Origin of the sequence: Duganella flavida (assembly GCF_009857445.1) — a bacterium.
Classification (GTDB): Bacteria; Pseudomonadota; Gammaproteobacteria; order Burkholderiales; family Burkholderiaceae_D; genus Rugamonas; species Rugamonas flavida.
In genome coordinates, this window is record NZ_WWCN01000026.1 from 26,518 (window position 1) to 49,770 (window position 23,253).

17 protein-coding genes and 4 pseudogenes are annotated in these 23,253 nt (G+C 58.3%); 6 read left to right on the plus strand and 15 right to left on the minus strand.

Features of this window, described 5'->3' with window-relative positions:
• Positions 1-127: 127 nt before the first annotated feature.
• The gene (locus GTP46_RS27520; protein WP_161009829.1) at positions 128-733 is read right to left on the minus strand and encodes a TetR/AcrR family transcriptional regulator; all 606 of its coding nucleotides are present in this window, start codon (positions 731-733) and stop codon (positions 128-130) included.
• 96 nt (positions 734-829) lie between these two features.
• A complete protein-coding gene (locus GTP46_RS27525; RefSeq protein ID WP_161009830.1) occupies positions 830-2,695 on the minus strand; it encodes a phosphoenolpyruvate carboxykinase (GTP) in 1,866 nt (621 codons plus the stop codon).
• Positions 2,696-2,976: 281 nt separating this feature from the next.
• Between GTP46_RS27525 and GTP46_RS27530 the strand changes: the two genes are divergently transcribed.
• Complete coding sequence (locus tag GTP46_RS27530; protein WP_161009831.1) at positions 2,977-3,975, plus strand: D-2-hydroxyacid dehydrogenase family protein; 999 nt, start codon at positions 2,977-2,979, stop codon at positions 3,973-3,975.
• Here the strand turns inward: GTP46_RS27530 and GTP46_RS27535 are convergent.
• Positions 3,972-4,757 (minus strand): L-asparaginase, encoded by a 786-nt coding sequence (locus tag GTP46_RS27535; RefSeq protein ID WP_161009832.1) that lies wholly within the window; start codon positions 4,755-4,757, stop codon positions 3,972-3,974. The genes GTP46_RS27530 and GTP46_RS27535 overlap by 4 nt on opposite strands.
• A 107-nt stretch (positions 4,758-4,864) precedes the next feature.
• On the opposite strand from GTP46_RS27535, the gene GTP46_RS27540 reads away from it, so the two are divergent.
• Positions 4,865-5,350, plus strand: coding sequence for an asparaginase domain-containing protein (locus tag GTP46_RS27540; RefSeq protein ID WP_161009833.1), 486 nt, complete (start codon positions 4,865-4,867; stop codon positions 5,348-5,350).
• Between the two features lie 66 nt (positions 5,351-5,416).
• Here GTP46_RS27540 and GTP46_RS27545 read toward each other — a convergent pair whose 3' ends face one another.
• From GTP46_RS27545 to GTP46_RS27565, 5 genes and pseudogenes are all read right to left on the minus strand, one after another.
• Positions 5,417-12,133: an SPM autocatalytic domain-containing protein gene (locus GTP46_RS27545; protein WP_161009834.1), complete on the minus strand. Its 6,717-nt coding sequence runs from the start codon at positions 12,131-12,133 to the stop codon at positions 5,417-5,419.
• A gap of 155 nt (positions 12,134-12,288) precedes the next feature.
• Entirely contained in the window at positions 12,289-13,185 is an 897-nt protein-coding gene (locus GTP46_RS27550) for a recombination-associated protein RdgC (protein WP_161009835.1), read from the minus strand.
• Between the two features lie 55 nt (positions 13,186-13,240).
• Positions 13,241-14,770 (minus strand): sensor histidine kinase, encoded by a 1,530-nt coding sequence (locus tag GTP46_RS27555; protein ID WP_161009836.1) that lies wholly within the window; start codon positions 14,768-14,770, stop codon positions 13,241-13,243.
• 46 nt (positions 14,771-14,816) lie between these two features.
• Positions 14,817-15,581: pseudogene (locus GTP46_RS27560) on the minus strand (Y-family DNA polymerase); the annotation flags it as partial.
• A 154-nt stretch (positions 15,582-15,735) separates the two neighbouring features.
• Positions 15,736-15,876: pseudogene (locus tag GTP46_RS27565) on the minus strand (transposase domain-containing protein); the annotation flags it as partial.
• A gap of 319 nt (positions 15,877-16,195) precedes the next feature.
• On the opposite strand from GTP46_RS27565, the gene GTP46_RS27570 reads away from it, so the two are divergent.
• Positions 16,196-16,606 carry a hypothetical protein gene (locus tag GTP46_RS27570; RefSeq protein ID WP_161009837.1) on the plus strand — a complete coding sequence of 137 codons (411 nt, stop codon included), beginning with the start codon at positions 16,196-16,198 and terminating at the stop codon, positions 16,604-16,606.
• A 26-nt stretch (positions 16,607-16,632) separates the two neighbouring features.
• Positions 16,633-17,073, plus strand: coding sequence for an HTH domain-containing protein (locus GTP46_RS27575; RefSeq protein WP_161009838.1), 441 nt, complete (start codon positions 16,633-16,635; stop codon positions 17,071-17,073).
• A gap of 89 nt (positions 17,074-17,162) precedes the next feature.
• Here GTP46_RS27575 and GTP46_RS29995 read toward each other — a convergent pair whose 3' ends face one another.
• A complete protein-coding gene (locus tag GTP46_RS29995) occupies positions 17,163-17,408 on the minus strand; it encodes a helix-turn-helix domain-containing protein (protein WP_161009839.1) in 246 nt (81 codons plus the stop codon).
• A gap of 403 nt (positions 17,409-17,811) precedes the next feature.
• On the opposite strand from GTP46_RS29995, the gene GTP46_RS27585 reads away from it, so the two are divergent.
• On the plus strand, positions 17,812-18,045 hold the full coding sequence (locus GTP46_RS27585; protein ID WP_161009840.1) for a hypothetical protein: 234 nt from the start codon (positions 17,812-17,814) through the stop codon (positions 18,043-18,045).
• 38 nt (positions 18,046-18,083) lie between these two features.
• On the opposite strand, the gene GTP46_RS27590 is transcribed toward GTP46_RS27585, so the two are convergent.
• Together GTP46_RS27590 and GTP46_RS27595 are read right to left on the minus strand one after the other, a co-directional pair.
• Complete coding sequence (locus GTP46_RS27590; RefSeq protein WP_161009841.1) at positions 18,084-18,386, minus strand: hypothetical protein; 303 nt, start codon at positions 18,384-18,386, stop codon at positions 18,084-18,086.
• Positions 18,387-18,412: 26 nt separating this feature from the next.
• Positions 18,413-18,679 (minus strand): hypothetical protein, encoded by a 267-nt coding sequence (locus GTP46_RS27595; protein ID WP_161009842.1) that lies wholly within the window; start codon positions 18,677-18,679, stop codon positions 18,413-18,415.
• Between the two features lie 157 nt (positions 18,680-18,836).
• On the opposite strand from GTP46_RS27595, the pseudogene GTP46_RS30130 reads away from it, so the two are divergent.
• Positions 18,837-19,162: pseudogene (locus GTP46_RS30130) on the plus strand (integrase core domain-containing protein); the annotation flags it as partial.
• 14 nt (positions 19,163-19,176) lie between these two features.
• On the opposite strand, the pseudogene GTP46_RS27605 reads toward GTP46_RS30130, so the two are convergent.
• The 4 genes and pseudogenes from GTP46_RS27605 to GTP46_RS27620 form a co-directional block, all read right to left on the minus strand.
• Positions 19,177-20,180, minus strand: a pseudogene (locus GTP46_RS27605) (IS110 family RNA-guided transposase).
• 112 nt (positions 20,181-20,292) lie between these two features.
• Positions 20,293-20,919, minus strand: coding sequence for a hypothetical protein (locus tag GTP46_RS27610; protein ID WP_161009843.1), 627 nt, complete (start codon positions 20,917-20,919; stop codon positions 20,293-20,295).
• Positions 20,920-20,943: 24 nt separating this feature from the next.
• On the minus strand, positions 20,944-21,384 hold the full coding sequence (locus tag GTP46_RS27615; RefSeq protein WP_161009844.1) for an NUDIX domain-containing protein: 441 nt from the start codon (positions 21,382-21,384) through the stop codon (positions 20,944-20,946).
• 86 nt (positions 21,385-21,470) lie between these two features.
• Positions 21,471-22,961, minus strand: coding sequence for a sensor domain-containing diguanylate cyclase (locus tag GTP46_RS27620; RefSeq protein WP_161009845.1), 1,491 nt, complete (start codon positions 22,959-22,961; stop codon positions 21,471-21,473).
• Between the last annotated feature and the right edge of the window lie 292 nt (positions 22,962-23,253).

Sequence of the window (23,253 nt, forward strand, 5' to 3'; positions counted from 1 at the left end):
AAGCGAGCGCAGCAGGCTCCAGAGCTTGCTGCGTGTAACCAGATAAGCGGCCACAGGCACGATCAATATTAAGGCTAGCATTTTCTTCTCCGTTTTCGCACGTGCGTGCGAAATTTTATTAAATAAATCAAAAAACCTTGTACGATGCGATTAAACGTTCAAAAGCCTTTTGCATGTAGCGACCGGAAAGCTCTTCACGCAAGAAACGGGTATCGTGAATTAACCCGATAATTAAACTGTAAATCTCGTACACCAACTGGCCGGGATCAGTATCTGGACGCAATTGGCCTAATTCCATTGCCTGTAAAATTGTTTTACGCAATGATGCACGCCACGCTTCCACACCTTGCTGCAAACGGTCCCGCAGCGGGCCATTTAAATCGTCATATTCAAAAGCACCGGCACTGTATAAGCAGGAGTTACGCAAGCCTTCATTCGCCGTGCGGCGCGACCAGGCATTAATCTGTTCAATTAACCGCGGCAAACCTTTTGGAAATTGCAGCGACGGCAGAAATATCTCAGCCGAAAAGCGCCGGTCATATTCATCTAATACTGCCGACTGCAAAGCCTCCAGCGAACCGACGCGGGAAAATACTCCGCTTTTACTGATGCCAGTGCGCTTGGCCAGCTCGCCCAGCGACAATTTGCCGATGCCTTCCGCCGCCGCCATCTCCAGCGCAGCCTCGATGATGGTGGCGTAAGTAGCCTCGCTTTTTGCAGTCAACGTATCCATGTGCAGAACTTTAGCACACCCGTGCGAAATTACAAATAAAAAAAACGGCGCGCAGCGTTTGACCGCTACGCGCCGTTGCTGTCTCCTCCGGCCGGCTTATCGCGCCAGGCGCTTCTCGAGGTCGGCTTTCACTGCCTTCAGTTCTTCAGGCAGGTGGTAGGCCAGCTTGCTGAACAATTCTTCGTGCAGCTTCAATTCTTCGCGCCATGCATCCTTGTCGATCGAGGTGATGGTTTCGAACTCTTCCGGCGAGAATGGAATGCCGTCCCAGTTCAGATCACCGAAGCGCGGGGTGGTACCGAAGATGTTTTCGATACCGCCGGCCGTGCCTTCGATGCGTTCCAGCATCCATTTCAGCACGCGCATATTGTCGCCGAAGCCAGGCCAGACGAAATGACCTTGCTCGTCGGTACGGAACCAGTTGACGCAGTAGATCTTCGGCAGCTCGGCGCCTTCGATCTTGCCAACTTTCTCGCCCAGGCTCAACCAGTGCTGGAAGTAGTCACTCATGTTGTAGCCGATGAACGGCAGCATGGCGAACGGGTCGCGGCGCACGATGCCCATCTGGCCGGCAGCAGCGGCGGTGGTTTCCGAACCCATGGTCGCGGCCATGTAGACGCCTTCTACCCAGTTACGGGCTTCGGTGACCAGCGGCACGGTGGTGGAACGGCGGCCGCCGAAGATGAAGGCCGAGATTGGCACACCTGCTGGATCGTCCCAGGCTGGGTCGATGACCGGGTTTTGGGTTGCGGGCACGGTGAACCGGGCGTTCGGGTGCGCGGCTTTCGAGGTCGATTCCGGCGTCCAATCGTTGCCTTGCCAGTCAATCAGGTGCTGCGGAGCCGGCTTGCTCAGGCCTTCCCACCATACGTCGCCGTCATCGGTCAGCGCCACGTTGGTGAAGATGGTGTTCTCGCGCAGCGAGGCCATGCAGTTGTAGTTGGTCTTTTCGTTGGTGCCTGGCGCTACGCCGAAGTAGCCGGCTTCCGGGTTGATGGCGTACAGACGGCCGTCGGCGCCCGGCTTGATCCATGCAATATCGTCGCCGATAGTGGTGATTTTCCAGCCTTTGAACGAAGTTGGCGGAATCAGCATGGCGAAGTTGGTTTTGCCGCATGCCGATGGGAAAGCCGCTGCGATGTAGTGTTTCTTGCCTTCTGGCGATTCCACGCCCAGGATCAGCATGTGCTCAGCCAGCCAACCCGTGCCGCCAGCTTGCGCGTCCTGATGACCCATGTTCGATGCGATACGCAGTGCGAAGCATTTCTTGCCCAGCAGCGCATTGCCACCGTAGCCGGAACCGAAGGACCAAATTTCACGGGTTTCAGGGTAATGCACGATGTACTTGGTGGAATTGCATGGCCATGCCACGTCTTTCTGGCCGGCTTTCAGCGGCGCGCCAACGGTGTGTACGCACGGCACGAATTCGCCGTCAGTGCCCAGCACGTCGTAGACGGCTTTGCCCATGCGGGTCATGGTGCGCATATTGACTGCCACGTATGGCGAGTCCGACAGCTCCACGCCGATGTGGGCGATCGGCGAACCCAGCGGGCCCATCGAGAACGGCACCACATACATGGTGCGGCCGGTCATACAGCCGTCGAACAGTGGATGCAGGGTGGCACGCATTTCGGCCGGGTCCATCCAGTTATTGGTCGGGCCAGCTTCTTCCTTGGTGGCCGAGCAAATGAAGGTGCGGTCTTCCACCCGAGCGACGTCGGTTGGATCCGAGCAAGCCAGGTAGGAGTTAGGACGCTTTTCCTGATTCAGCTTTTTCATGGTGCCAGCGGCAACCATTTCAGCGCACAGACGGTCATACTCTTCCTGCGAGCCATCGCACCAATAAATACGGTCTGGTTTGGTCAGGGCGGCGATCTCGGCGACCCAATTGATGAGCTTTTGCTGTTTGATGTAAGCTGGGGCGTTCAATGGTGCGACGCCACCCATTACAGGTTGGTTCATGGTACTTCTCCAATGCTAATTAAAATTCTGTGGTGGCAGGATCGTCGTCAGCTTATGGCTTGCGCTCAGAGGTCCATTCGAAATGGATCGGCGGGTGTACGGCGGTCGTGCGCGGCCCGGATCTGGTCGTCGGGCCTTGGTTTTCGGCCGATTGTACACCCCTCAACAGACGTTCCATACAAAAATGTAGGAGAATTGACCGAGTAAAGTAGTAAGCTATTCGGCTTATCTCGTAAGCTGTTATTTCCCTACGAAATTAACCAAAACATCGTTTATCTTTCATGAAAATCGCAATTCTTGATGATTACCAGAATGCAACTCAAAGTTTGAAATGCTTTGAGTTGTTGGCAAACCACGAAGTAAAAGTGTTCAACAGCACTACTCGGGGGGTTGGCCAGTTGGCGATACGGCTGGCGCCTTTTGATGCGCTGGTGTTGATACGCGAGCGCACCCATTTCAACCGGGCATTGCTTTCCAAGCTGCCGAATCTGAAGCTCATTTCGCAGACAGGCAAGCTGGCCGGCCATGTGGATGTGGCAGCGGCAACGGAATTGGGGATTGCGATTGCCGAAGGCGTCGGTTCGCCAACCGCGCCGGCGGAGCTGACTTGGGCGCTGATCATGGCGGCTGCGCGCAAGATCGTGCCATATGCGAACAATTTGAGGGATGGGCTATGGCAGACGGCGTCCATCAACCCGCAGCTGAACGGGCTGGGCTTTGTGCTCAAGGGGCGCACGCTGGGGATTTGGGGCTATGGCAAAATCGGCCAGATGGTGGCCGGTTTTGGCCGTGCATTCGGCATGCAGGTGATGGTTTGGGGCAGTGAAGCCAGTCGCGCCAAGGCGGTGGCGGATGGCTGCACGGCGGCGGTTTCGCGCGAAGCGTTTTTTGAACAGGCTGATGTGCTGAGTCTGCACTTGCGGCTGAACGACGCCACGCGCGGCATCGTTACCGCTGAAGACCTGGCGCGCATGCCGCCGAGCGCGCTGTTTGTGAATACCAGCCGTGCCGAGCTGGTACAGACGGATGCGCTGGAGCAGGCGCTGACCAAGGGCCGGCCGGGACATGCGGCGCTGGATGTCTACAATTCCGAGCCGTTAGCAGCAGATTCGCCGATTTTAAAGATACCGACCGTGCTGGCGACGCCACACTTGGGCTACGTCGAGCAGGATAGCTACGAGTTGTATTTCAGCCATGCCTTCCAGAACGTGGTGGACTTTGCCAACGGCAAGCCGGCCAATATCAACAATCCGGCTTACGCCGCCAAGGCGCGTGGCTAGTCAGCCTCGTCGGCGGAGTCGGCCTGCGCCGGCACTTCCGGCACGCCAGTGAAATTGACGCGCGGGGCCGGCATCACATGCACCTTGCTCCACAGCCCAGCCCAGCCGGGCGGCCAGCCGATCTCTGGTCCGGAATACGGCGCCAGCGTGGCGCGCACCGGGATCACCGGCACCGCCGGCATCTCGGTCAGCGGGGCGCCTTCGGGACGCTGCATGTCCAGGCTGTACATATAGCCCGGCAGCAAGGCATCGCACACGCTGGCAAACCAGGCCGTGTGATCCTCATCGCGCCCCAGTGCCTGCGCCAGCCCTTGCGGATCGAATTTGGCCAGCGCGTGGATCAGTTCCTCGGTGCTGGCGCCGGGCAAGTCGCCCCAGCCCATCACAGGATTACTGTTGTAATCGGCGCCCGAGCCATACCAGCCCTCGCGCCACGACCGCTGCATCCAGTCGCGCGGACCGGTGAACAAATGCCAGCGCCAGTGCAGACCAGACGGTTTCGGCCAAGAATACAGATAGAGTTTTTGATAACCGGCCTTGTGCAGCTCGCGCACCACGGCCATCAGGCGCGCATGCGGCATGCGGTCGGGCGGGGCGCGGCGGAACAGGATGGCTTCGCCGTCGGCAAACTGCACCTCGTCGGTGGACAAATTCAGGTCGAGCGTGCGTGACTCGCTACCGAAGCGGGCGGAAATCCAGCCGGTCAACAAATTGACCGTCGTGATGACGCCATAGCCACGGTGGCGGTGGAAAATAACGGTGCCGGGAGCGAGCGCTTTCATAGTCAACCAACGAACAAAGAAACCAGTGTAGACATAGTACGCCCAAGTTTCCAGTCCCGGTGTTTAGGTTATGATGCACATCATTTCTTCCAGCCCGAGCTTTCATCATGACTTTGCGCATCCTCGCCACCGGCGGCACCTTCGACAAACACTACAACGAACTAAACGGCACCCTCGGTTTTGCCGACAGCCATGTGCCGGACCTGCTCAAGCGCTGCCGCCTGACTATCGATGTGGCGCTGGAGCAGCTGCCGCTGATGGATTCGCTGGACATGGTGGATGCCGACCGCGAGCGCATCCTGGCCTCGTGCAGCGCGGCCAGCGAAAAAGCCATCGTCATCATCCACGGCACCGACACCATGCCGCAGACCGCGCAAGTGCTGGGCCCGGCCAACCTGGGCAAGACCATCGTGCTGACCGGCGCCATGATTCCCTACGAAATCGCCAACTCCGACGCCATGTTCAACCTCGGCTTCGCAGCCGGCGTAGCGCAGACCCTGCCGCCGGGCGTGTACGTCGCCATGAACGGCAAAATCTTCGCCTGGGACAACGTCCAAAAGAACAAAGCCGCCGGCGTATTCCAGCCGCTGTAAAAAACCGGGGTCAGTTCTGCCATTGGTACATGAACCCGTGTGCGATTGGCAGAACTGACCCCGGGTTTAGCGCGGCGCAACTAGCACGCCTTGCTGCGCACAAGCTTGCAAGGCTTTCTGGCGCAAGCTGTCCAGGTCGGTATGCGTTGAGCCGCTGAGCGGCGTGGCTGCGCTGTATTGCTGCAGCGCTGACGCCAGCTGGCCGGCGCTGCTGCCCGGCCCTTGTGCAAACCAAACGTCCGCTGCGGCGTGCAACTGGCCGTCATCCGTGGTGTAGGTTGAGGTCAGGCCGATCAGGTTGCCGTGGTCGGTGGCGTCGCTGTGCTGTACGTCCAGGTTCAGGCTGGCGATGTGCAGTTGGGACAAGCTCTTCAACTCACCCGGCTGGCTGATGCCGTCCGCATCCGCATCGATCCATACGCGTAACGCGCTGTACAGCGAGTCCTTCGCATCGATTTTGCCGTCGCCATTCTCGTCCAGCGCAGCCAAGGCTTCATAGCCATTCTTCGCCGTGCTGCCGTCGGCCAGCTTAGTCGCCGAGCCGAACAATTCGCTGCCGTCGTTGATCACGCCATCGCCATTGCGGTCCAGCGCCAGCAAGCCATCGCCTGAACCAACCCAGCCGGTGGTACGCTTGCTGCCGCTAGCGGCAAGGTCGAACTGCACGCCAGCGGCCAGTCCCAGCGTACGCACGCCGTTGCCATCCAGGTCCAGCACCAGCGGCGTGACGAAGGTCATGGCCGCTTTCTGGTCGGCGCTGAATACCGACTGCTGCGACGCCGTCAAACCATAGTATTGCGCCGAACTCATCACATGAGTTTGCACCATGGTCAGCTGCGCCAGCTGGGCATTGGTCAGCGACGACAGCTGGAACGGCGTCAGCGCGCGGATTTGCTGCGTGCCGAGGCTGGCGATGTCGGCCACTTCGATCGCCCGCAAATTCGCCTGGCTCAAGTCGGCAATCATGGCCGTGCTCAGCGCGGCTAGTTGCAGGCCGGAGAAGGCCGCCATCTGCGCTGCCGTGAACTGGCTGGCGCTGTCGCTCGGCCGCAGCGCCGCCATTTGCGACAGGGTGAACACCGAGACTTGCTGCGCCGTCAGCGCCAGCAATTGTTCATCGCTCAGTGCACGGATCACCCCGGTGCTGAGCGCGGCGACGTCCTCCACATCCAGGGCCGCCAGCGAGGCCGGGCGCAGGCGCGCCACGGCCGCCGAGTTCAACGCGGCCACTTGCGCTGCGCTCAGCGCCTGCAATTGCGCCGTGTTCATGGCCGCCAGCAGGTTGCCATCCCTGGCCGCCGCGTTCAGCAGCACCGGGCTGATCACCGCGATGTCGTCGAGCGACAGGTAAGCCACTTGCGCCGCCGACAGGGTCGTCAGCTGGGCGCTACCCAGCACCGCCACCTGGTCCGCGCTGAGGGCCGCGATCTGGCTGCCTTTCAGCGCCAGCAGCTGCTGCGTTTTCAGCGCCGCCACGGTCGACAGTTTCAAGGCCGCGATGTCCTGCGCTTCCATTGCGCCGAGCACGGTCAGCGGCAAGGCCGCGATCTGGCCGGCGCTCAGGGCCGCGACCTGGCTCACCGTCAGCGCCACCATTTGCTGCGTGCTCAGGCTGCTGAAGGCCTTGGTGCTGAGGGCGGCGATCTGTGCTGTACCCAGCACTGCCACGCCCAGGCCTTTGCCGCCGAGCACGTTCAACTGCTCGGCCGTCAGGCCGGCCATCGCCGCTACGCTGACCGCCGGCAATGCATCGAGGCTAAGCGCGCCGATGTCGACGGCCGACAAACTGCCGAACTGGGTCGCAGTCAAGGCATGCACCTGGTCGGCATTCAGGGTGGCAAATTGGCTGGTGCTCAGGCCGCTCAACTGCAAGGTGCTGAGCGCCGCCACCTGTGCCGTGCCGAGGCCGCTCATCTGCACCGCGCTCAGGATGTGCAGGAAGCTCGGCGACAGCGCGTTGACTTGCTTGAGGCTGAGCGCTGCAATCTGCTCGCTGCCAAAAGCCCTGATCTGCGCCCCGCCTAGGTATTGCAGCGCGGTGGTGTTGATGGCGGCAATTTGCGCCGTGCCCAACAAATTGAAATTCACCGCCGCACCGGCCAGGTTGACCCCCAGCGCGGCGATTTGCGAGCCGGTCAGAGCCGCCACCGCCTGCGTGCTCAGCACGGCGATGTCGGTGTCCAGCGCGGTCAGTGCGGCCTGCGACAGGCCGGCGATCTGGCGCGAGCCCAGCACGCTCACCTGATCGGTGTTCAGCGCGTTGATCTGCAGGCTGTTCAAGGCCGCGATCTGGGTCGAGGCCAGCGTAACGATCTGGCGCGTGGTCAGGCTTTGCAGCTGGTCTGCACTCAGGCGCGACAGCACGCCTTTGCTCAGCGCGGCAATCGCTTGCGTGTTCAGCGCCGCCAGGTTGTCGCCGCTGAAGGCGGCAAGCTTGCTGTCGCCGAGAGCATTGATCTGACGGCTGTTCAGCACCGAGACCTGGGCGGTGGTCAGCGCCGCCAGCTGGCCCGCGCTCAGCACACCCATCTGCGCTGAGCTCAGGCCGACAATGGCGCGCGTCTGCAGCACCGCCACCTCTTCCCCTGCCAAGCTGGCCAGCGCGCCTGGCGCCAGCGCAGCGAGCTGGCTGCTGGTCATCACGGCGGCCTGATCGCTGCTGAGGGCCACCGCTTGCGCCGCCGTCAGACCGGTCAGTGCCGCGCTCCCCAACACGGCAAACTGAGCCGTAGACAGGATGCCGAACTGGTCGGCGGTCAGGGCCGCCAGCTGCGACGACGACAAGCCCTTGATGGTGGTGATTTTCAGCGCGGCGATGTCTTCCAGGTCCAGCACCCGTATATCGGCGTCCGGCAGCGCCGCCAGCTGGGCGCTGGTGAGGGCGGCCACCTGGTCGGAGGTCAGCGCTTGCGCCTGCTGCGGACGCAGGCCAGCCAGTGCTGCGGTGCGCAGCGCCACGATCTGCGCCGTGCTCAGGGCCCAGATGGCGGTGTCGCCGCTACCGTAAGGATCGTTGCCCAGCACGCCCAGCTGTGCGGCGTTGAGGGCGGCAATCACGGCCGGCTTCAGCACGGCCAGATTGTCGGTGCTGATGGCGGCAATTTCATTCGGCGACAAGCCAGCCACTTGCGCCGAGCTCAGCGCGGCGATCTGCGCCGATCGCAGGTTGAGCATCTGGTCGCTGCTCAGCGCGTTCAATTGCTTGGTGCCCAGCGCGGCGATCTGGCGCGTGCTGAAGCCGGCCAGCTGGTCGGTGGTGAGCGCCGCCACGGTGCGTGTCGACAGGCCGGCAATCACGCCGGTGTTGAGCACCGCGATATCGTTCAGGTGCAGCCCCAGCAGGCCGTCCGCGCTGAGCGCGGAGAATTGCGCCGCCGTCAACGTGGCCAGTTGGGCGCTGGTTAACGCCGCCACCTGGTCGCTGCTGAACACCGCCACCTGGCGCGTGTTCAGCGCCGCCAGCGCTGCCGGACGCAGTGCCGCCAGGTCGGCGGTTTCCAGCGCCGCAATGTCGCTGGTGTTGAATGCGCCCAGCTGGGTACTGGTCAGGATCGATGCCTGCGCGGTCGTCAGCGCCACCACCTGGTCGGAGCTCAGCGCGGCGATGGCGCGCGTGCCCAGCACGCTGATCTGGGTGGTCGTCAATGTGCCGAACAGGCTGCCTGCCGGGTCGGCGCCCAGCGCCGCCAGCTGCGCCGTGTTGAGCGCCAGCAGCATAGCCGTGCCCAGTGCGCGCATGCCATTGCTGCCGATGGCGGCAATGTCGTCGCTGCTCAGCCCCGGCAGGTTGCGCGTGTTCAGGCCGATGATCTGGCGGGTGCCCAGCGTGACCACCTGGTCCGGCGTCAGCGCCGCCAGCTGCCGGCTGCTGAGGATGGCAAATTGCTGCGACCCCAGGCTGTTCAACTGGTCCGAACTCAGCGCCGCGATCATCTCCGGCGCCAGCGCGGCGAGGAAGGCCGGGCCCAGCGCCGCCAGGCTGCTGCTGGAGAAGCCGGCCACCGCATCGCTCGGCAACGCCCCCAACTGGCGCGTGCTGAGGGCGTTGAATTGGGCCGGGGTCATGGCGGCCAGCTGGTCGCTGGTCAGCGCCGCCAGTTGCTGCGTGCTCAGCGCGGCGATGGCGGCGGTACGCAGGGCGGCAAAGTCGACCGCTTCCATTGCCGCCAGGGTCTCGCTGCGCAAGGCGCGCGCCTGGTCGCTGCTGAAGGCGGCCACCTGGCTGGTGCTGAGTGCGATCACTTCGTCGCTGCTCAGGCCGGCCAGCGTGCTGGTGCGCAGGGCGGCGATCTGGCGCGTGCTCAGCGCTTGTACATCCATGTCCAGCGCCGCCAGTTGGGCCGAGCTCAGCGCGGCGATGGCGGCGGTGTTCAGCGCGGCGACACCGGCGCTGCTGATGGCGGCCACGGCGTCGGTGCCGAGGCCGGCGATCTGGCGCGAGCTCAGCGCGCCGATTTGCGCCGAGCGCAGGTTGACGATCTGGTCGCTGGTCAGCGCATTCAGCTGATCCGCGCTGAGCGCACTCATCTGGCGCGTGGCCAGCCCCACCAACTGGTCGGTGGTCAGCGCGCTGAGCGTACCGGTGGCGATGGCGGCGATGGTGCTGGTGGACAGCGCGCCGACATCCTGGCTTTGCAAGCCCATCAGCGCCGGATAGCTCAGTGCGGCGAACTGCTTGCTGTTCAACACGCTCGCCTGCTGCGTGGTCAGCGCCGCCACCTGGCTGGCGTCAAGCTGCGCCAGTTGTGCCGTGCCCAAGCTGGCAATGACGCTGGTGTTGAGCGCCGCGAGGTCGGCCGTTTCCAGGGCCGGTACCAGCGTGCCCGCCATGGCGGCAACCTGGCTGCTGTTCAGCACGGCGGCCTGCGCCGTGGTCAGTGCGACGATCTGGTCACTAGTGATGGCGGTCAGCGCGCGCGTGGTCAAGGCAGCGATTTGCGTGGTGCTCAGCACGCCCAGCAGGCTGGCGCCGGCGCCCTCGCCCAGCAGCGGCAGCTGGGTCGAACTGAGCGCGGCAATCGCGCTGGTGCCGAGCGCGCGCAGGGCGGCACTGCCCAGCGCGCTGATACTGTCGCTGCCCAGCGCGGCCGCTTGCAGCGCGCCGAGGCCGACGATTTGTCTGGTACTCAGCGCGGCGATCTGGGTGGCGCTGAAGGCAGCGATTTGGGCGCTGCTCATCACGGCAAAATGGCGCGCGCCGAGGCCGGCCAATTGCGTGGTACTCAACGCCGCCAGCAACTGGGCGCTCAGCAGCGGCACGGCGCTGGTGGTCAGCGCCGCCAGGTCGCCGCTCGACAGGCCGGCCAGGGTGTCGCTGTTCAGCGCGCCCAGCTGGCGGCTGTTCAACACCGCGAACTGGGTGGTGGTGAATGCGGCCAACTGCTGGCTGGTCAGCGCTGCCATTTGCCGGGTTGACAGGGCGGCGATGGCGGCGGTTTTCAAGGCGCCGATGTCGGCGTCTGGCAAGGCTTGCACGGCCGTGCTGGACAGCGCGGCGATTTGCGCGCTGCTGAGGGCGGCGGCCTGGCTGCTGGTCAGCAGCGCCGCCTGGTCAGCATCCAAGGCCGCCAGCGTGGTGGCGCGCAGAGCGGCGATCTGGGCCGTGGTGAGGGTGGCAATCGCCCCCAGCGCGCTGAACTGCGCCGAGCTCAGGGCGGCGATTGCGGCCGTGTTCAGGTAAGGCAAGTCGCCGCCGTCGAGCGCGAGGATGTCCGCAGTCGACAAGCCCGCCATCTGGCGCGAACTCAACGTGTTCAGCTGCGCCGTGCGCAGGTTGGTGATCTGGTCGCTGTTCATGGCGGCCAGCTGGGCGCTGCTGAGGGCGCTGATCTGCTGGGTGGTCAGGGCGCGGACCTGGTCGGTGTTGAACTGCGCCAGCACGGCCGTGGCCAGCAGCGCGACCGCGCCAGTGCTCAGTGCGGCGAGGTCAGCGGTGGGCAAGCCGATCAGGGTGCCGCTGCCCAGGGCCGCGACCTGGCGCGTGTCCAGCGCAGCAAACTGGGCGGAGGTGAAGCCGGCCAGCTGGCTGGCCGACAGCCAGGCAATCTGGCGCGTCGACAGGCCGGCAATGGTGGCGGTTGCCATGGCGCCGAGGTCTTGCGACTCCAGCAGCATGAAGTTGTTCGAGCCCAGCGCGGCCAGCTGCGCCGAACTCAAGGCGGCGGCCTGACGCGTGGTCAGGGCCACGGTCTGGTCGCCGGTGAGGGCGGCAATCTGCTTGCTGGCCAGCCCGGCAATCACTTGCGTGCTGAGGGCGGCAAAGCCGTTGCTGCTGATGGCCTGGATGTCGGCAGTGGACAAGGCGGCGACCTGGCGCGACGCCAGCGCAGCAAACTGCTGGGTCCGCATGCTGCTGATGTCGGATGGATCGAGCGCGGCGATGACGGCGGTGCTGAGCGCCGCCACGTCGGCCGTTTCAAACACGGCGATGGAACCGGGCGTGAGGCCGGCAAAGGCGCTACTGCCCAGCGCGGCCACCTGGGCCGTGGTCAGGGCGATGATCTGGTCGGAAGTGAGCGCGCCCATCAGCGCGGGCGCGGCGGCGCCGGCGGCATTCAGCACGGCTGGCTTGAGCGCGGCCACGTCCTGCGTAGTCATGACCGTCATGTTGAGCGGGGCCAGCGCGGCCAGCTGCTTGCTGCTGAGTGCAGCCACCTGGTCGGTGCGCAAGGCGGCCACTTGCTGGGTGAGCAAGTCAAGAATGTCAGCAGTGGTCCATGCCGCCACCGTCGCAACGGGCAAGGCGGCAATATCCTGGGTGCTCAAACCGGTCGGCCCGCTCATAGACAATTCCTGTTTTGCTAAGACTTTTCACTATAGCAGAGATTGCCTGAATTTCCACATGGCAATTGCTAATTTTTCTTGCATCAGCCACAAAAAAATGCCGCGAAATCAACGACTTCGCGGCATTTTTACCTAAACGGCAAGGGCGAGGGAAATTACGCTTTCGCTTCGCCGCCCAGTGCTGCGACCACGTCGGCCATCAGCTTGGCCAGTTCGCCGGTCATCAGCATAAAATCGCCATCGAAACGCTCGTCGTCGTTGCGCACGCCGGCGTCTTTTTCATCCAGCACGTCCAGTGGCTTGATGCCCTTGATGGCCAGCTGTTCGGTCAGCACGAAGGAAATCTTGCTGTCCCAGGTCATGGCCAGGCGGGTGCACTGCTTGCCGGCGGCGATGTGGCGGCGCACTTCTTCCGGATCCAGCGAGTGCTTGACGTAGCGCACAGCCGCCTTGCTCTCGCCGGTGGCGCGCAGCTCGGTGTCCATGTCGACCGTGAAACCAGCCGGGGCTTCGTCGGTTTGCAGCCACTCGGTCATCACGCCGACCGGCGAGCGCTGCACGCGCAGGCTTTCCAGCGGCAGCTTGTCGACCGCCTTCAGCAGCAGCTTGATGACGTCGTCCGCCTTGGCCGGGCTGGCCGCATCGACCACCAGCCAACCGTTGACCGGGTCGATCCAGGTCCAGACGTTGGAACGGATCGAGAAGGCGCGCGGCAGCAGCTCGTCGGCCACGCGTTCCTTCAATTCCTTCATGGCTTTCTTGCCCGGCGCGAAGCCCTGGGCCTCTTCCATCTCGGCGGCGCGGGCCTTGGCAACCTGGTTGATCACACTGGTTGGCAGCAGCTTTTTCTCGGTGCCCAGCACGATCAACATTTGCTTGTTGACCACGTGGACCAGGCCGCCGTTTGGACGCGGCTTGTCCCAGCCCTGGCGCAGCAATTCATTGCTGCTAGCCGGGGTGAAGGCGGCGCTGGTGAGCGCTTCTTCCAGTTGTTCGGGAGTGTAGGCCCAAGGGGCCGGCAGACGGTAAATCTGTAGATTCTTGAACCACATAAAGTTGATAGGCCTTGTTTCGAAAATGGCAAAGGAGCGCCATTTTACACGCTAATCAAGGCGCAACCAGCGGGATGGTGACGTCAAACCGCGCGCCATTCCCCGCCGAGCTGGTCAGCTCCAAGCTACCGCCCAAAATTTGATACACAATGTTGTGGACAATATGCAACCCGAGCCCGCTGCCGCCCTGTCCCAGCCGGGTGGTGTAGAACGGTTCGAACACGTGGCTGTGCAACTCGGCGGCGATGCCCTTGCCGTGATCGGCCACCGAAATCGTCACGTGCTGCTCACCCGAACGCCACGCGCTGAGCGTGATCACGCCGCCATCTTCCAGCCCGTGCTTGACGGCGTTTTCGATCAGGTTGGTCATCACCTGCCCCAGCGGACCGGGGAAGCTGTCCAGCTGCAGCCCGCCCGGCACGTCCACCATCACCTGGCAGTTGGCGCGCTTGAGCATGGGGTGCAAGGTCATCTGCGTTTCGTGCACCACCTGGTGCAGCTGGAAGCGGCGCCGCTGCGAACTGGCACGGTCCGCCGCCACTTGCTTGAAGCTGGTCATCAGGTCGGCCGCGCGCTGCAGGTTGCGCATCGCGAGGTCGGCCCCCACTTCCACCGAGTGCAGGAATTCATCCAGGACCGAGCGCTTAATCCCCTCATGCATCTTGCCGCGGAAGGTGCGCAAGTCTTCACTCAGAGTGCTGACTGCCATCAGGCCGTTGCCCACCGGCGTGTTGAGCTCGTGCGACACACCCGCCACCAGCGAGCCCAGCGCCGCCATCTTTTCCGCTTTGACGATTTCCGCCTGCGTGTTCTTGACGATGTCACGGATCGCCTGCAGCAGCCGGCCCGCTTCGCCGCGCGCATCGGCGCGGATGTGCTGGCTCCAGTCGCCGCCAGCCACGCGCTGGGTGATTTTCAGGGCGTCGAGGATGGGCTCGGCGATACTGCGGCGCACGGTGTTGAAGATCAGGAGGAACACACCGACGATCAGCGCAAACACCAGGCCCAGCGACCACGCCATCTCCTGTATCCGCTCGCGCGCGGCGCGTTCATCGTCGGCATTGCGCTGGCGTGCCAGCGCCACCACTTCTTCGATCACCTCGCGCTGCTGTTCGTAGATCGGCCCCAGCCGCGCCAGCGCACGCCGCGCCATCAGTTCGTCACCGGCCTGCAGCGCCGGTACCATTGCGCCAAACGCAGTAATGTAGAAGGACTCGGCCAACGCATGCGACTGGTGCAGGAACTTGGCCTCCAGTTCGCCGCTCAGGCCTTGCGTCTGCCAGTAGCGGTAGCGCTCCTCATAATTTTTCTGCGCCGCTTGCAAGCGCAGCAGTAGTGGCGGCAGATGCCCGGCATCGGCCTCGGCCAGTTGCAGCGCGATCAGGTAGGACTCGACCAGGTACGCCGGCGGCGGCAGAATGTCCGCCACCAGATCCTGTCCCTGCATGATGCGCTCGTAAATGGGGCCGTTGACGCGGATCTCGTCCAGCGTACGGTAGACAATCGCCCCGCACATGGCAAAGCAGGCAAGCGAAACCACCAGCAGCAGGCGGAAGCGTTGTTGAATACTGAGATGCTCCAGCATATCTGTGGCTCCTGGCAAACGATGCTGATAGCAATATACAACGGATTCAGGCGAATAAATCCCCTTGTACCGGCAGCCGTCGCGCGACTGTTGCGCCGGGCGCTTCCAGCGTGCTGGCGCGCACCCCGAGCAGACGCAGCTTGCGTTGCAGCGGCACCCGCTTCAGGCACTCGCGCGCCGCCTGCAAGATGCCGTCGGCATCGGCTATCGGCAGCGGCAAGGTAACGTTGCGGCTGACGATCTGGAAATCGTCGTAGCGCAGCTTGATGCTGATGGTGCGGCTGACATAGCCTTTGCGCTGGAGGTCGTCCGCCAGCCGCGCGCACAGCGTGGTCAGGATGGCGGACAAAGTCTCGCGGTCCTGCCGCGCATGCAGGTCGCGTTCGAACGTGGTTTCGCGCGAGATGGATTTGCTTTCCGAGCTGGTGGAAATTTCGCGCTCATCGATGCCGCGCGCAGCGCGCGCCAGCCACGCCGCGTAATGCGCGCCGAAGTAATCCTGGAGCAGGCCAGCATCCGCCTGCGCCAACTGGCCGATGGTCTCGATGCCGAGCGAAGCCAGCTTCTCGGTGGCCTTGGGACCGATGCCGTTAATCTTGCGCACACCCAACGGCCAGATGCGCGACGGGATGTCTTCAAAACCCAGCACGGTCAAGCCGTTGGGCTTTTCAAGGTCGGAACAGATTTTGGAGAGCAGCTTGTTGGGCGTGACGCCAATCGAACAAGTCAACCCGGTGGCCTCGTGCACCGCCTGCTTGATGCGCATGGCCAGCGCGCGCGTCTCGCCCTCCACGCGGCTGAGGTCGATGTACCAATCGTATGGCGATAAAATAGTCTGTAGAAACCGCGCATGACTGACTCAACACACAGTCATTTCTTATATAGTCACAAGTAATGGCATACAAAAAAATACAAAATACATGTGACACGTATCCTAATAGCCGTTTTTTGACATCTGGCGGGTATTAAAATACATTTTTGAGAAACACTGTATCAATTTGACTAACGGGATGATCGGCGATATGCGTCAGCACGTGACGCAACCAAGCTTCGGGGGCGGCACCGTTCAGCTTGGCCGTGCCGATCAACGAGTAAATCGCCGCAGCTGTCGGCGCCGGCGAAAAAGTAGAGGGCTTAGCGCAGTGCATATCTCCTGGCGTGGCATATCAAGCTTGCAGGTCAATGGCAGGCGACTGCAGGACAACTTAATTCGTATCCTTGACAGTGGGCGGCTAATGAGTGACCCACTTCACTCTCCAGCAACGCCCCTAGTTTTTGACAGGCAGCAAATGGGGCTTTTAAAAATGCACCGTTTAAGTCACAATTACTCACCTTTCAACAAACTCCGCTGTCCGCAGAACCCCTGCTTTCGGTGACCATACTATGCTAAACCAATACCTAGTTGCCCACGAGGATTCCGTCACTATGTGGGATCCGGCCTTTGTCACCTCCACATCTCCAACCGCAGCGATACGCGAGTATTTGCGCCAGGTTTATTCCAAAGATGCGGTGTTCCGCGAGCACGTTCAAGATTTGCGTTCCTCCGACGCATTTGTTTGTGGCCTCGTATACAACACGGTGGACGAAATAACGGCGTTGTTTAATGGTCACCGCAACGAGGCGCCGGAGCAGGTGCATAAACGGGTTCAGGATTTTTTTTCTGATTGCCCAGAGCATGGTGACGTTTTCTGGAAGTACGTGGAAACAGAAGACGTTAGTCTCATTAGCGAAGCGATTTACGAATATATTGCTGAGCGTAACACCGACGGGATCGTGGCGATTGAGGCATCTAAGATTCCCACCCTTATGCAACGCGACACAACCCAGTTTTGTTAGAGTGAGACTTGGGCATGGAGGCCATCGTGAGCAAAGTCGAAATGGGCATTGCCCGCAACCTGACTCCTGAACCAAATATGGCATTTCTGACTCAGTTCGCAAAAAAAGAGAGGGCCTCTCTTCTGCGCCTGGCAGCTACCGGAGATCTAGTCAATGCCCAGCAGCTGGCTGAGCGCCTAGACGTGCCCCCTCAAGCTATCTATAAGGCCGTGCGCGATCTGCGGATGTTTTCATTGGACGTCGGCGGCCGTACCAAGCTATACCCTGCTTTTTTTGCCGACCAGCGACTGGATCGTATACAGCTGGAAACCATATGTAAGGAACTCGATCGGCTGTCTGGGACGAGCAAATGGCAATTCTTTGCAAATCCGCGCTTATCGCTGAGCAAAAAGAATCCGCTCGATGCTTTGCGCAAAGGGAAGTTTGACGCTGTCATAGCCGCAGCTAAAGCGTTCAAGGCGGGCTAATTGGCAGCGCATCACATCCTTGGGCTCAAATGTTAAAGGCAGTGATTTGAAAATAGTTGCGTCAAATTTTGAAACTGTAAACGTGCAGGCTAAGTGGACTTGAGAAGTTGATATGGCTCAACTCCTAGGGCGGTTGCGATCTTTTCGATATTATCGATCGAGATATTTCTTGCTTGCCGTTCGACGTGAGCAATAAAAGTGCGATGCAATCCGCACTCGAATCCAAGCATCTCTTGCGACCATTCTTTCTGCTCCCGAAGCATGACAATGTTCGTAGCCAATATGGCGCGAACGGTGAAGCCAGCGGACTGTGGAGAAGAAATGACGTTTCGCATTCTATACAGTCTTGCAAAATGCCGCTTTTACGTCAGCCGCCTTTAAGTCACAATTCAAATTCGATATCAAGTTACCCTGACCCACTAAATCGGAAGGTAACGCACCGGCTGAGGCCGTCGCGGACCACAAGTTAGGCGCCGCTCTGCATCTCACCGGAGAGAGGGGACGCATTTGTGCCATATTCGACGACGCGGACAGTTTATGTTCGGCAACCTGCTCACTAGAGGCATTCCCTTTGCTTGGCCGACGGCTGTTGCCCCAACTCGGACCGTCGCATTTATTATCGAATTCGCCTCCATCTTGGGCTTCATTGCGGTCGTTAATGAGTTATGCGCACGGCGCCGGCTGGTACGGTAGGTCAGTGGAGCGCTCTACGCGGACCATCCCGGGTAAGCTGCAAGCATGACACGACGAATTGACTACGGCATGGCCGAAAAGGTTTCTGTTGCCCTGCTCACGCGCGCAGCGTTCGGAGCTGAGGCTGGCATGCGCACGGCGTTGCGAATGGGCACGCCAAGTAAGGTCATCAGCACGGTTTTCAGTCGCTTCCCCATAGATATCCGCATTGACATTGTCGGCGCCGCCGGCAGCATTGACCGGCGTCTGCGCACGCGACCAGATTCTTCATCAGAGTGAGGTGTAACCGAAACCCGAGTAACCAATAGGCCCGTCCATTAACGCAGCATAGCTGGAACAAGAACCCAATCATTCCAGCCGTCGCCAGAATCCCACCGCGTGCGTCGGTAGCATAAGGAGCCGCCTAGTACAACGCCATCGGTGCTGCACTTGTACTTGATGGCGTTGCTAATCTCGGTAATGATAATTAGCTGGTCGGACGTTGCCTCGTCCTCAATCACATACGCGCTCAGGTAGCCAAGCGCCAAGCCGCGCGGATCATAGAATGCGGACGAGGTCCCTGATTCGTGGTGCAGGTAGAGCGCCATAATCTGATCTTGGGTCAGCGTCGGCTCGGGCATATCGCCACCTCCTCGTGAACGCCGCGTCAAGCAAGCCCGCAGCCAACTTTGAGGCGATTGACTTCTTGCATCAATCCTGCCTCGCTACGGCCGCATAAGCGCGTTCTGGCGGCGCTCATAACCTGAGCCTTGCATTCGTCGACGAAGTAAACGGCAAACGCCACCCCGTGGGTCTTGCAGAGTGCGCGGTAGGTTTCGGCCAGCGCGGCCTGCTGAAAGCTGAACGAGGCATCGAGCTGGATAGGCTGAGACATGACTGCGGCCTTTGCGTTTTTGAGTTGGCGGTGCTGCATGCTGGCGATCCTATGCGATACTGCCTGCATAGCTTACCTTCTTCCCGACGGCCATGCGTATTCTTTTTGTAGACGACAATCCGAACACATGACTCTCGTTTCAGGAGCACTTTGTCCTGCGCAATTACGAGTTGCGCCACGGCATGCAGCGCAAGGGAAGCGCTTACTGGCAGATGCGATGTTGGATAACGCGGCGCTGAAGGATGTTGTTGGCCGAAAGTGGTAAGCCCGCAAGCAAAGCGGCTCGCTGTGACGCATTTAATGACTATCCATGCGTGGGCCGAGAAGCGAGGTTTGCCAATGTCAGTGACCGTTGATAATGGGCCGGAGTTTGCTGGCAAAACGTTGGATAAATGGGCTTACGGGAGGCAGTTGCAGCTGAAGTTTATCGAGCCAGGCAAGCCGCAGCAGAACGCCTACATCGAAAGCTTCAATGGCAAGTTCAGTGATGAGTGCTTGTCCACCCCACTTGCTGGCTCGTCGGCCGTTGCCAAACATTATGTGAAGCATCGCTCCACAGAAAACTTCTCGCCAGTCTTCAGCATGTGGAAGCAAGCTTGTGAGCAACCGCTTTGATGGCCACGATGCCGTTTCGCTTGGCCTTCTTCCGCTGATAAAATTTGCGGGCGGCTTCGCAGTAACGTATCGCAAAATTCGCAGCCTCGACATACGCCCATGCGAGAAAGCGGTTGCCGTTCTTGGTATTGCCTTCGCCTTTCTTCTTCCCGTTGGACATGTGCACGCTTCCGACGCAGCGGCAATACGACGCGTAATTTCCAACGTCAGCAAATCGACCGATGTCGCCAGTTTCCAGCAAAATGACAGTTGCCAAGATCGGTCCGATGCCTGCTACGGAGCACAGCAGCCGGTAATCCTTATCGCGCCGGCAGTACTTTGACAACGTCGCTTCGATTCCATCTATTTGGACTTGGAGCGCTTGCATAACCGCGAGGTTTGCTTTCATTCCAAGCGCCTCCGTCGGTCCAATCGGCATCGCATCAATATCATCGGCGGCCAACTCCTTGACGGCATTGCCAGAAATTGTGGCGCCTATGTGCTGAGCCATACTCGTCTCAATCGAAACGATCTGGGAAGTGCGTTGCCCAACTAACTGCATGCGGCGGCGCGCAAGGTCTCGAAACGCACGATCGGCTTGGGGCATGATGTGGCCCTCCGGCAGCAGGCCAAGGCGGAGAACGTGCGCCAGATGACGAGCATCGGACTCGTCGCCGCGATGCTTGAGACCATCATATTGTTTTATCGCAGTGGTGTTCGCCAGGTGGAGCGAATATCCAGCTGCCACCAAACCATCAACCAGCCAGTACCAGTTGTACGTGGACTCCACGACTACGCCGAATAGCTCTTGCTGATACGGACTGAGCGCTGTGCAGATGGTTGCCAGATCGTTGGGTAACCGCTTGGAATACACAACTTTGTCGTTGTCGTTGGAGACTACGACAAGACAGTTGTTGTAATGAAGATCAATGCCACAAAATAACATGACGTCCTCCTCGATAAAGTTCGGATTCGTACCGTGACTTTATTCCTCGGCTCGGCCGAAGGGAGGACGGCTAGATGATTATCAGATTTCCGCGAAAATCAAAATCAATATTTCAACTTCCAATCCTTCGAGCATAGTTGAAAATTTTATCCGCATGAGATTCCAGTACTCCAGCAGCGCCTACGCATTCATTTGCCATATATGAATTTTCTTTCACCAAATCCTCCATCTCCATAAGTGACTGTTTAATATTGTCTAAATCAGCTTGACCAAGCGCAGTATTACATTTTAAAAGTGAAGCCTGCTTCCTAAGGTTGCCAAAATGAAGGAGAATAGATCGCAGATTTATTTCATGGCGGTAATTTTTAGGCAAAGCGGCGGTTAAAAAATCAGAATTGAAGCCTATAATTTCCCTCAAATAACTCATTATTTGTTCACTTTGTTTCTTCGTATCGCAAACCAATATTTCTATATCGTCAAACGTTGTATTGTCGCAAATGGAGATTGTTTTTTTCCTTCCATTATTCAACAACTTGGAAAAAAAATGTATGCGCTCTGATGTTTTCGTAAGCAAATCTGCCATCCCACTAGCAAGATGAACAACGTGAGATAAGATCTCGCCGCTTAGTTGTACTAATTCGCACGCTACGTTAGCTAGTTTGCATGCCGTTTCTAAATCTCCATCGCCATTGGAAGAGAGAAGAACATCGTTAGAATTTTCATTTTTTCCATTATTCAATCGAATCTCCTCAATGAAATAATTTTATTCCAATGCTGCGCTCCAAGAAAACCCTAAGAGTCGCCGCGCAACCCAAGGAGTGCAAAATTCATTTACGTCACTTTCTTTTACCCATCGAATTCCGTCGATAAATTCGAGTTGACCTTCAGCGAGAATATTTGGAACATAGTTTACAGTCAAAATATGATTGGCTAAATCAACGAAATCGTTAGGCGCGCGAAGAACATGAAGAATTAATTTGCTTGTACTACCAAAACCTATATCGCCGAAAAAATTAAAAGATTTTTCATCAACCAATATTCCAACATGCTCATACAATGACCGTCGAGCCGCAAGTAAGGCTGACTCTCCTCGTTTTCGAAATCCCATTGGAATATCCCAACTATCATTCCCACTGATATGGCAAATTAATAGCTCACCCCGCTTGCTATAGACAAGAGTCCCACACGCCGTTAGTATTTCCATACGTTCGCCAAATTAATCGAATAAACGAATAAATAGAAAAAATCCTGATGCAATTTATATAAAACCATCATCGATGGTTTTTATAATTAATTAATTTTCAGCGCATCAATTGAAGTTGATGTTTCCGTGTTTTCCCGTCTACTAGATTTTACTCGATACATATCCTCATCTGCATACAGCAATAAGGTTTGGCTATCTGTGCATCCCGACGGAAAGCTTGAAACTCCAATACTTGCAGATGCTGATATTAACTGATTTCCAAGGTAATAACTGTCCTCCAAATTTGCGGACAGCTTGATCGCTACTAGTTTGGCATTTTCGTTATCTGCATCAATCAAAACGATCGCAAATTCATCCCCGCCTAGTCTCGCTGCGATATCAGATTTCCTCAAAACAGACTTTAATCTATTAGATACAGCTATTAGGAGTTCATCACCCGTTGCGTGACCATGGGTGTCATTAACCTTTTTAAAGTTGTCAATATCAACATAAAGAAGGGAGAGCGATGATTGATTTCGAGTACATATTTCCATCTGTTGTTCTAAAAATTCGCAAAATAGTGCCCGATTTGCCAACCCAGTAAGTGAATCATGCCGCGCCTGATACCTAGCTGACTGAAGCATTTTTGAAGTGTTAAACAACGCTTGCCAAACCTCGTTTGCCTCCTGAATAGAAAAAACCTTATGAGGAATTACTTTTTCTCCACCAATTTCGAGTGCAGGAGTAACGAGCTCACGAATAGCCTGGCTTATATTATTTCCAATATGAAGTGAAAATATCAATCCTACCCCCATCAATACAGTAGAGGAAAAAATTAAAAACCAAAATTTCCTATTCAACTCAGAGCGCAAATACTCTTGCGGGATACCTATAGCGACAAACCATCCCGATTTACCCGATGAGGCTGTCACAGCGACCATAGGTACACCGTCAATCGACGTTAATTCAACTGCTTCCTCCGGGCTGTTCCGAATAGCCGCAAGCGTATTAGGTGGCACCTTCTTTCCTACGAAACGCGACATATCATGCGATCTAGCGACAATTGCCCCGCTGCTGTCAAGTATTGCAACTATCCAATTAAGTTTGAATTTTTGAAGTGATAAGATCTGCTCAAACCGCTTTGGCGTAACACCTGCACTAAGGAAGTATGGATTTTTTCCGGCAGACACCGGAATGCTAACTGCCACAACAAGTTGCCGTGCTATCGGGCCTTGAAATAGATCAGAAACTTGCATTTCTTTCCCTCCTCCTAGTGATATAGGGGATGTGATTTCTCTAGCTAAATAGCGCTCTCTTAAAAATGGCTTTAGAGTATTTAAAATCTGCCTTCCCGTCGAGTCTTCCAGGACTATATTCAGCACATCTTGTTGGGCCGCGACTTGTATAGCTTGAACTTGGAAAGCCTCAAGGTCTCCATGTGAAATACTTGGAGAAGTGGACAGTGTCATTAGAGCCGACTGAACCACTGAAAATTCTTTATCCAGTTCCATCACAGTCGCATTCGCTATCATCTTAGCGCTACTGAAAAGTTCTTTTCTAGCTAAATAATAGTCGTATGAAATTAATATCACAGCCATGATTGATGCTGGCACGACACAAGCAGTAACCAAGAGTACCAACCTAGATCGTATGGTTGGAGACTTATTGGATTTAGTTGTCATTTTCAACACCCCAATGGTGGGTCAACGCCTCTTTGTAACACTGTGTAACATCCTACACAAGAACCCCAACAATGAACACCAACATCGCCGCAAGTGATGCAAGTTCCCATCGCTATTTGCATATTTTTATATAAAAATTTCACAAGATCGACGTTGGTAATTTTTTGCCGCTTTCGCCTAAGACCTCCTGCATGGAGATGCAATAGCA

Bases quoted from the DNA above. Each gene is read 5' to 3' on its own strand.
- GTP46_RS27535 (WP_161009832.1), bottom strand. From the start codon at position 4,757: ATGAAAGCGCTCGCTCCCGGCACCGTTATTTTCCACCGCCACCGTGGC.
- GTP46_RS27555 (WP_161009836.1), bottom strand. From the start codon at position 14,770: ATGCTGGAGCATCTCAGTATTCAACAACGCTTCCGCCTGCTGCTGGTG.
- GTP46_RS27545 (WP_161009834.1), bottom strand. From the start codon at position 12,133: ATGAGCGGGCCGACCGGTTTGAGCACCCAGGATATTGCCGCCTTGCCC.
- GTP46_RS29995 (WP_161009839.1), bottom strand. From the start codon at position 17,408: ATGCGAAACGTCATTTCTTCTCCACAGTCCGCTGGCTTCACCGTTCGC.
- GTP46_RS27550 (WP_161009835.1), bottom strand. From the start codon at position 13,185: ATGTGGTTCAAGAATCTACAGATTTACCGTCTGCCGGCCCCTTGGGCC.
- GTP46_RS27525 (WP_161009830.1), bottom strand. From the start codon at position 2,695: ATGAACCAACCTGTAATGGGTGGCGTCGCACCATTGAACGCCCCAGCT.
- GTP46_RS27615 (WP_161009844.1), bottom strand. From the start codon at position 21,384: ATGGAAATACTAACGGCGTGTGGGACTCTTGTCTATAGCAAGCGGGGT.
- GTP46_RS27570 (WP_161009837.1), top strand. From the start codon at position 16,196: ATGTGGGATCCGGCCTTTGTCACCTCCACATCTCCAACCGCAGCGATA.
- GTP46_RS27530 (WP_161009831.1), top strand. From the start codon at position 2,977: ATGAAAATCGCAATTCTTGATGATTACCAGAATGCAACTCAAAGTTTG.
- GTP46_RS27520 (WP_161009829.1), bottom strand. From the start codon at position 733: ATGGATACGTTGACTGCAAAAAGCGAGGCTACTTACGCCACCATCATC.
- GTP46_RS27620 (WP_161009845.1), bottom strand. From the start codon at position 22,961: ATGGCTGTGATATTAATTTCATACGACTATTATTTAGCTAGAAAAGAA.
- GTP46_RS27590 (WP_161009841.1), bottom strand. From the start codon at position 18,386: ATGCCCGAGCCGACGCTGACCCAAGATCAGATTATGGCGCTCTACCTG.
- GTP46_RS27595 (WP_161009842.1), bottom strand. From the start codon at position 18,679: ATGCAGCACCGCCAACTCAAAAACGCAAAGGCCGCAGTCATGTCTCAG.
- GTP46_RS27585 (WP_161009840.1), top strand. From the start codon at position 17,812: ATGACACGACGAATTGACTACGGCATGGCCGAAAAGGTTTCTGTTGCC.
- GTP46_RS27540 (WP_161009833.1), top strand. From the start codon at position 4,865: ATGACTTTGCGCATCCTCGCCACCGGCGGCACCTTCGACAAACACTAC.